The sequence below is a fragment of the Rathayibacter sp. AY2B7 genome, from assembly GCF_002931635.1.
In the GTDB taxonomy this organism is placed as follows: Bacteria; Actinomycetota; Actinomycetes; order Actinomycetales; family Microbacteriaceae; genus Rathayibacter.
On the sequence record NZ_PSUC01000034.1, the window covers coordinates 20,967 to 27,929 of the forward strand.

Genomic DNA, 6,963 nt, shown 5'->3' on the forward strand with positions numbered 1-6,963 from the left:
CGTCGGTTGACCGTCCCCGGGGTTCCGGATAGCTTAGACCGGCTCGCTTCGAATCGATTCGACCGTGCCTCTCGACCCGGCGCCCGGGTCCCACCCGCACCAGGAGAACCGCCATGACCTCGACGTCCGCGCTCACGCGCCCTCAGCTGGTCGCCTGGCGCAACGCCGTCTTCACGATCTTCGTCCTCAGCGGCATCTCGATCGCCACCTGGGTCTCGCGCACGCCCGCCATCCGCGACGAGCTCCAGCTCTCGACCGCCGGGGTCGGCCTGCTGATCCTCTCGATGTCGATCGGCGCGATCATCGGACTCGCGCTGTCGACGCCGGTCATGGGCGCGATCGGCGCCCGGCGCGGGATGGTGCTGGGCCTGACCGTCTCGGCGGCGGGCCTCGCGGTGCTGGGCGTCTCGGCCGACGTCATCGGCGTCCTCCCCGCGGCCTTCGCCGGCATGGCGATGCTCGGCTTCGGCAACGGAGCGGTCGACGTGATGATGAACGTCGAGGGAGCCGCCAACGAGAAGGCCTTCGGCAAGACGCTCTTGCCCCTGTTCCACGCCTTCTTCAGCCTCGGCACGGTGGCCGGCGCGCTGATCGGCGCGGGCGCCTCCGCCCTGGCCGTCCCCGTCGCCGCCCACCTCGGCGCGATCGCCGTGGTGATCGCCGTGACCGCGGTCGTCGCGATCCGCTTCGTCCCGGTCCGCGAGGAGCTCGACACCTCCGGCGCGGCGACCACGGTGAAGCCGCCGGTCCGCGAGCGCGTCGCCGCCTCCCTGGGCGTCTGGCGGGACGGGCGCCTCGTCCTCATCGGCCTGATCATGCTGGGCATGGCCTTCGCCGAGGGCTCCGCGAACGACTGGCTGACCCTGGCGATGGTCGACGGCCACGGCACCGACAAGACGACCGCCGCCGTCGTGTTCGGCGTGTTCGTCGCCGCCATGACGGTCGGACGCGTGATCGGCGGACCCGTGCTCGACCGCTTCGGCCGGGTCCCGGTGCTGCGCGCCTCCGCCGGGCTCGCGATCGTCGGCATCCTGCTGTTCATCCTCGCCCCGGTCGACGCGCTCGTCGTCGTCGGCGCGGTCGCCTGGGGTCTGGGCTGCTCGCTCGGCTTCCCGGTGGGCATGTCGGCCGCGGCGGAGGGGCCGCACTCGGCCGCCCGTGTCAGCGCGGTGGCGATGCTCGGCTACGTCGCGTTCCTGGTCGGACCGCCGGCGATCGGCTTCCTCGGCGAGCACTACGGCCTGCTGAACGCCCTCTTCCTGGTTCTGGCCCTGGTGGTCGTGGCCGGGCTCGCCTCCCCCGCCGCCCGCAGCCGGCGGAGCTGACCGCCGCGCCCCACCCGCCGCCGCAAGCCCCCGTGCGGCCCGGGCGCCCCGACGCGTCTCCCCCTAGGCTTCCCAGGACGGCGGCGGAGGGGGAGCGGATGCGGTACCGAGCGCGCGACGGCGCCCTGCTCCACGTCGACGAGCACGGAGCCGGTCAGGGGCGGCCCCTGGTGGTCGTCCCCGGTGAGCCGGAGCGCCACCCCTCCTATCTCGGCTCGTTCGCCTCGATCGCCTGCACGCGCCGCGTCCTCGTGATGCACCCGCGCGGAGTGGGCGGCTCCGCGGAGCTGCCTCCCGCTCCCCCGGCCACGACGGCCGCCGACGTGGAGGACCTGCGCCGTCACCTCGGCGTCGACGAGCTCGATCTCGCCGCGCACGACTCCGGATGCCGCGCCGTCCTGCTCGCTGCCGTGGACGCGCCCGAGCGCGTCGCCCACCTGCTCCTGATCGCCCCCGGCACCGCCTGGCTCGGGATCGACGACCGGGCTGCCGGTCCCCGCGCGGAGCACACGACTCCTGCCGGCTCCGACGACACCGCGGCGATCCGCGACGCTCTGCAGCGCCTCGACTGCCCCGCGGTCGTCCTCGGCGGCGAGGACGATCCGGTGACGGGCGTCGCCGCTCTGGAGGCGCTCACCGCGCTCCTGCCGCAGGCGAGCCTGGCCGTCATCGAGTCGAGCGGCCACCACCCGTGGGCGGAGGCGCCGGCCGAGTTCGCCGTCGCGCTGCGCGCCTCGCTCTCGGTGCCGCCGCCCGCTCCTCCGCTCGGCCGCCGGCCTCCCGTCGCCGCGCGCTGAGCCGGGAGCCCGCCGGAGCCGCGCCGTCTATCCTCGACGGGTGCGTCTCGTCATCGCGCGCTGCTCCGTCGACTACACCGGCCGTCTCAGCGCCCACCTCCCGCTCGCCACCCGCCTCCTGCTCGTCAAAGCCGACGGGAGCGTCCTCATCCACTCCGACGGCGGCTCCTACAAGCCGCTGAACTGGATGAGCCCGCCCTGCACGCTGATCACGGGCGAGCCCGACGAGGAGGCGCGCGCCGCGGGAGTGACGCAGCAGTGGACCGTCGCGCACCGCAAGACCGGCGACGCTCTCGTCGTCTCGATCCACGAGGTGCTGCACGATTCGGCGCACGAGCTCGGCGTCGATCCGGGACTCGTGAAGGACGGAGTGGAGTCGCATCTCCAGCGCCTTCTCGCCGAGCAGATCGGCCTCCTCGGAGAGGGGCACACTCTCGTCCGGCGCGAGTACATGACCGCGATCGGCCCGGTCGACATCCTCGCCCGCGATTCCTCGGGAGCCGCCGTCGCCGTCGAGATCAAGCGCCGCGGCGAGATCGACGGAGTGGAGCAGCTCACCCGCTATCTCGAGCTGATGAATCGCGATCCGCACCTCTTCCCGGTGACGGGAGTCTTCGCCGCTCAGGAGATCAAGCCGCAGGCGCGGACTCTCGCCGAGGACCGCGGAATCCGCTGCGTGGTGCTCGACTACGAGGCCATGCGCGGCACCGACGACTCCCACACCCGCCTGTTCTGACAGGCACGGCGAAGGCACGGCGAAGGCCCCCGCGATCGGATCACGGGGGCCTTCCGCTCACCGGGCGCGAGGCCCGGGAATGCGGCGTCTCACCGGGCCGAGAGCCCGGCGGCCGCTACTTGTGGGCGGCCTGGTAGGCGGCCTGGACCTCGGAGGGGATGCGTCCGCGGTCGGAGACCGGGTGGCCGTTGGCGTTCGCCCACTCGCGGATGGCCTTGAGCTGCTTGGGGTCGCTCTTGGTGGCGGTCGCGACGCTCGTGGCGGCCGCGGGGCGCGAGCCGACGCGGCGGGCGCTCGAGACGAACTTCTCGAGCGCCGAGTGGAGCTCGGCGATGTTGTCGGGGCCGAGATCGATCTCGTAGTTGGCACCCTCGATGCTGAAGCGGACGGTACCGCCGTCACCGGAATCGATAAGGGTTCCGTCGATATCGTCGACAAGCGTGATCTTCTGGGCCACTTTTCCTCCTGGAGTTCGCGGGACCGGACTGTCTCGACCCGGACCGGGAGAGACATTACCCCCTTTCACAATCGAGTGCGCCATGAATGGCGCCATTCGTGCCTTTCTCGCGCCATGTCGAGGGGAATGTTCAGGATAAGCGGAGGCAATCACGGCGGAATCGAGCTGTTCGCCACCAGCCGTCGAATAGAGGACACGGTGTCCGCAGACGGCCGTAACGATTCCGGACACCGATCGCGCGCATTCCCGGGAACCGGTCCCGGCGATTCCGATCACGCCCCGGTCTTCGTTAGCGTGGAGTCATGGCACGACGAGGCGGACCCCCAGCACGCCCGGCGCGACCCGGTCCGTACCGCAATGCGGAGGCCCGGGAAGCGCTGGAGGCGCTCGTCGCCGCTCCCACCGCCGAGGCCGTCGACCGGCTGCTCGAGGCCTGCCTCGACGGCTCACTCGTGGTCGACGTCACAGGCTCCCAGCCCGGAGGCGTGCCGCACGTCCGCACCGTCGCGACGACCACAGGGGAGCAGGTCCTGCCGCTGTTCACCTCCACGGACGAGGTGCGCGTCGCGGTCCCCCGGCAGCAGCATCCGCGGGTGCAGATGCTGGTCCTCCCCGGACGCGAGGCCTTCGCGCTGATCCGCACCGCCGACTTCGTCGCCGTGCAGCTCGACCCCGGCTCGATCGCCCAGGTCGTCACCCGTTCGTTCGTCGAAAGGGCTCTCGACGCCGAACGGCCGTAGAGTGTGGCCCCCGGCGGGGCAGCGCCGGCGTCACCCCGTCCTCCGAGGTCAGGAGCCCGCCATGTCCGACACGACCCTCGCCGCCACCGGCCTCGACGCGCGAGCCGGCACCTGGTCCTGCATCCTGTTCGACCTCGACGGCACGATCACCGACTCGGCCCCCGGCATCACCGGCACCCTCGTCGAGACCTTCGTCGAGCTGGGCCGACCCGTGCCCGCTCCGGCCGAGCTGCTGGCCTACGTCGGCCCTCCGCTGCTCGAGGCGTTCCGCGAGCTCGGCGGGATGACCGTGGAGGAGGCGCAGGCCGCGCTCGTGGTCTACCGCCGCCGCTACAACGCGGGCGGGCTGTTCGACTCCTCGGTCTACCCGGGGCTGCCCGAGGTGCTCGCGCGCATCGCCGAGGCCGGCGTGCCGCTCTCGCTCGCGACCTCCAAGCCGGAGTCGGCGGCCACGCGCATCCTTGAGCACTACGGACTGGCGCAGTACTTCACGGTGATCTGCGGCGCCTCCGAGGACGAGGTCCGCAGCGCCAAGGCCGACGTCGTGGAGGAGGCGATGCGCCGGCTCCGCGAGCTCGGCGTCGACCTCTCGGCGCCGGTGATGGTGGGCGACCGCGAGCACGACGTGCAAGGCGCCGCCGCCCACGGTGTGCCGACGATCATGGTCGAGTGGGGCTACGGATCGCCGCTCGAGGCGGTCGGGACGATCGCGCTGGTGTCCGGTGCCGAGGAGCTCGCGGACCTCCTGCTCCCGTGACCTGCGTACGATGAGGGCATGACTGGTCTGGGCGTCGTCCTCTCGTTCGTGCTGTTCCTCGGCGGGATCCTCGTTCTCGGCAACTCGTTCCTGCTGCCCGACATCGCCGGATTCCTCTTCGTCGGCGGCATCCTGATGATCTCGGGATCGCTGGCCGTCGCGTTCCACGTCCTGCCGAAGTCGCAGTAGCCGGGTCGCTCCGGGCGGCCGCCTCCGCGGCTCGCCGCTCCGCTCAGCCCAGCGTGCTCGCGTCGAGGTTGACGACAGCGTTGATGTAGACCGCCTCGCCGGCTCCGGCGATCGTCGGGTTCATCCGGAGCAGCTGCTGCACCGGGATCCCGAAGCGCTGCGCGATGTCGAAGAACGTGTCGTCCTGCACCACGGTGTAGCTCACGATGTCGCCCGCGCCGTCGCGGGTCGGCTCGCCGTTCGCCCCGGGAACCGCGCCGTTGTCGACGGCGAACGCCGTCTCGGGGATGTCCGGCGTCGCGTTCGGAGTGAAGGTGACCGTCGCCTCGGGGACCGGCGCGAAGACCGTGGCCGTCGCTTGCGGGAGCGCCGCCGTGACGGTCGGGTCCGGCACCGGAGTCGGCGTCGCCGTGGCGAACACGGTGACCGTGACCGTGGGAGCCGGAGCGGGCGCCGAGCACCCCGCGAGCGCGAGCACTCCGGCCAGTGCCGTCGCTCCGATGACCGTCCTGCGCATGTCCCCCGCCCTCCGCGCCCCGCGGCGCCCGCTCCACCCTAGGAGACGGGGCGGCCGGGGGCACGTGCGCTGTCGCAGGAGGCCGGTGCTGCGGATCCACCGTCGTGCAGGGAGCTCCGCGGTCGTCCGGGCCGGGTCGGCCTCACCGGGACCGGGTCAGGACGGGGGCTCGGTGAGCAGGCGCAGCCCGCCGCCGCTGTTCGCCGCGTCCATCAGGAGCTCGACCCAGGTCGGGTTGATCGTCGGCTGGCGGCTCCCCGCGAAGTGGAACTGCAGAGCGATGTTCGGGTTCATCCAGAAGGAGTGGCGGCCGCGCGCGCCCTCGGGCATCGAGTCGAGGGTGAGGCTGAAGCGCTCGTCGCGGCGGAACTTCGCGTAGATCACGATCTGGAGGTGGGCCAGGGTCCGGTCCTCGATCTCGATGACGGCGGGAGGAGTGCCGTAGAGGAATTGACCCATGCCGCCAGACTATAGGCCCCTCGGCTTATTACTAGTCCGTCTAGCTATTTCGCTGCGGAGGGTTCCGCGTCGTCCGCTTCGTCCGTATCGTGCCCGTCTCCGTGCTCCGCGTCGATCTGGTCGACGGCCGCGCTCATCCGGCGGAGGAAGTTGACGACGACCTCGGCCTCGGGGGCGTCCAGGTCCTCGGCGATCTCGAGCATCCGGCGGTGCATCTCCTGGAGCGTGGCGCGCACCTCGTCGTCGCTGTCGACGGTCGCCTCCACGACGATCCCGCGCCGGTCGGTCGGGTTGGGCTTGCGCACGAGGTGGCCGCTGCGGACCAGGCGGTCGATGAGGACCGTGGTCGACGCGGACGAGATGGAGAGGTGCGAGGCCAGATCCTTGCCGGTCACCAGCTCGCCCTTGCGCTGCTGGCGGAGCAGGTACTGGATGGCGATCAGGTCCGTCTCGCCCATCGCCATCCGCTCGCGTGTGCGGCGGCGCATCGAGACTTCGGAGACGCGGTACGTGCGCATGGCGCTCAGCACCTCGACCGCACGGCGGGTGGACGACTCGTCCGGGTACCAGTACCCGGCGCCGCTCCGCAGGCTCGTGTCGCTCATCCGCACATCCTAGACCGGCTGATCACCAGGCCGTCTAGCGAGTCGCCCGCGCCTACGCTGGACCGGTGACCGCCACCCTCGTCGCCAAGGGCCTCTCCGGAGGCTATGCGCACCGCACCCTGTTCGACGGACTCGACCTGACGGTCGCCCCCGGGGACGTGGTGGGCGTCGTGGGGGCGAACGGAGCCGGCAAGTCGACGCTCCTGCGCATCCTCGCCGGCGAGACGGCTCCGCTCGAGGGCTCCGTCGTGCTCTCGCCGGGCGACGCCTTCGTCGGCTGGCTGCCGCAGGAGCACGAGCGCCGCGAGGGCGAGACCGTGGCCGGCTACATCGCGCGCCGCACCGGCTGCGCCGAGGCCTCCGCCGAGCTCGACGCCGCCG

At 72.0% G+C, this 6,963-nt stretch carries 11 protein-coding genes; 7 read left to right on the top strand and 4 right to left on the bottom strand.

Annotated features, from left to right (window positions below; translation table 11 throughout):
• Positions 1 to 113: 113 nt before the first annotated feature.
• From C5C27_RS07920 to nucS, 3 genes are all read left to right on the top strand, one after another.
• The gene (locus C5C27_RS07920; RefSeq protein ID WP_104237987.1) at positions 114 to 1,325 is read left to right on the top strand and encodes a sugar MFS transporter; all 1,212 of its coding nucleotides are present in this window, start codon (positions 114 to 116) and stop codon (positions 1,323 to 1,325) included.
• 98 nt (positions 1,326 to 1,423) lie between these two features.
• Positions 1,424 to 2,122, top strand: a complete 699-nt coding sequence (locus C5C27_RS07925) for an alpha/beta fold hydrolase (protein WP_104237988.1) — start codon at positions 1,424 to 1,426, stop codon at positions 2,120 to 2,122.
• Between the two features lie 40 nt (positions 2,123 to 2,162).
• Positions 2,163 to 2,858 (top strand): endonuclease NucS, encoded by a 696-nt coding sequence (gene nucS, locus C5C27_RS07930; RefSeq protein ID WP_104222623.1) that lies wholly within the window; start codon positions 2,163 to 2,165, stop codon positions 2,856 to 2,858.
• Between the two features lie 115 nt (positions 2,859 to 2,973).
• Here nucS and C5C27_RS07935 read toward each other — a convergent pair whose 3' ends face one another.
• Positions 2,974 to 3,315, bottom strand: a complete 342-nt coding sequence (locus C5C27_RS07935; RefSeq protein WP_104237990.1) for an Lsr2 family protein — start codon at positions 3,313 to 3,315, stop codon at positions 2,974 to 2,976.
• A 302-nt stretch (positions 3,316 to 3,617) separates the two neighbouring features.
• Here C5C27_RS07935 and C5C27_RS07940 point away from each other — a divergent pair, with 302 nt between their 5' ends.
• The 3 genes from C5C27_RS07940 (at position 3,618) to C5C27_RS17985 (ending at position 5,001) form a co-directional block, all read left to right on the top strand.
• Positions 3,618 to 4,055, top strand: a complete 438-nt coding sequence (locus C5C27_RS07940; RefSeq protein WP_104261417.1) for an SseB family protein — start codon at positions 3,618 to 3,620, stop codon at positions 4,053 to 4,055.
• A 61-nt stretch (positions 4,056 to 4,116) separates the two neighbouring features.
• Positions 4,117 to 4,812 (top strand): HAD hydrolase-like protein, encoded by a 696-nt coding sequence (locus C5C27_RS07945; RefSeq protein ID WP_104314068.1) that lies wholly within the window; start codon positions 4,117 to 4,119, stop codon positions 4,810 to 4,812.
• Between the two features lie 18 nt (positions 4,813 to 4,830).
• Positions 4,831 to 5,001, top strand: a complete 171-nt coding sequence (locus C5C27_RS17985) for a hypothetical protein (protein ID WP_159911733.1) — start codon at positions 4,831 to 4,833, stop codon at positions 4,999 to 5,001.
• 43 nt (positions 5,002 to 5,044) lie between these two features.
• On the opposite strand, the gene C5C27_RS07950 is transcribed toward C5C27_RS17985, so the two are convergent.
• From C5C27_RS07950 to C5C27_RS07960, 3 genes are all read right to left on the bottom strand, one after another.
• Positions 5,045 to 5,518, bottom strand: a complete 474-nt coding sequence (locus C5C27_RS07950; RefSeq protein ID WP_104237991.1) for a LysM domain-containing protein — start codon at positions 5,516 to 5,518, stop codon at positions 5,045 to 5,047.
• Positions 5,519 to 5,674: 156 nt separating this feature from the next.
• On the bottom strand, positions 5,675 to 5,977 hold the full coding sequence (locus tag C5C27_RS07955) for a hypothetical protein (RefSeq protein WP_068250131.1): 303 nt from the start codon (positions 5,975 to 5,977) through the stop codon (positions 5,675 to 5,677).
• A gap of 44 nt (positions 5,978 to 6,021) precedes the next feature.
• Positions 6,022 to 6,582, bottom strand: coding sequence for a MarR family winged helix-turn-helix transcriptional regulator (locus tag C5C27_RS07960; RefSeq protein WP_104233013.1), 561 nt, complete (start codon positions 6,580 to 6,582; stop codon positions 6,022 to 6,024).
• 65 nt (positions 6,583 to 6,647) lie between these two features.
• On the opposite strand from C5C27_RS07960, the gene C5C27_RS07965 reads away from it, so the two are divergent.
• The coding region (locus C5C27_RS07965) for an ATP-binding cassette domain-containing protein (protein WP_146079628.1) at positions 6,648 to 6,963 on the top strand (316 nt) is incomplete at its 3' end.

Excerpts from the sequence above, each read along its gene's own strand:
- C5C27_RS07925 (WP_104237988.1), top strand. The coding sequence starts at position 1,424 with ATGCGGTACCGAGCGCGCGACGGCGCCCTGCTCCACGTCGACGAGCAC.
- C5C27_RS07955 (WP_068250131.1), bottom strand. The coding sequence starts at position 5,977 with ATGGGTCAATTCCTCTACGGCACTCCTCCCGCCGTCATCGAGATCGAG.
- C5C27_RS17985 (WP_159911733.1), top strand. The coding sequence starts at position 4,831 with ATGACTGGTCTGGGCGTCGTCCTCTCGTTCGTGCTGTTCCTCGGCGGG.
- C5C27_RS07945 (WP_104314068.1), top strand. The coding sequence starts at position 4,117 with ATGTCCGACACGACCCTCGCCGCCACCGGCCTCGACGCGCGAGCCGGC.
- C5C27_RS07920 (WP_104237987.1), top strand. The coding sequence starts at position 114 with ATGACCTCGACGTCCGCGCTCACGCGCCCTCAGCTGGTCGCCTGGCGC.
- C5C27_RS07940 (WP_104261417.1), top strand. The coding sequence starts at position 3,618 with ATGGCACGACGAGGCGGACCCCCAGCACGCCCGGCGCGACCCGGTCCG.
- C5C27_RS07960 (WP_104233013.1), bottom strand. The coding sequence starts at position 6,582 with ATGAGCGACACGAGCCTGCGGAGCGGCGCCGGGTACTGGTACCCGGAC.
- C5C27_RS07950 (WP_104237991.1), bottom strand. The coding sequence starts at position 5,518 with ATGCGCAGGACGGTCATCGGAGCGACGGCACTGGCCGGAGTGCTCGCG.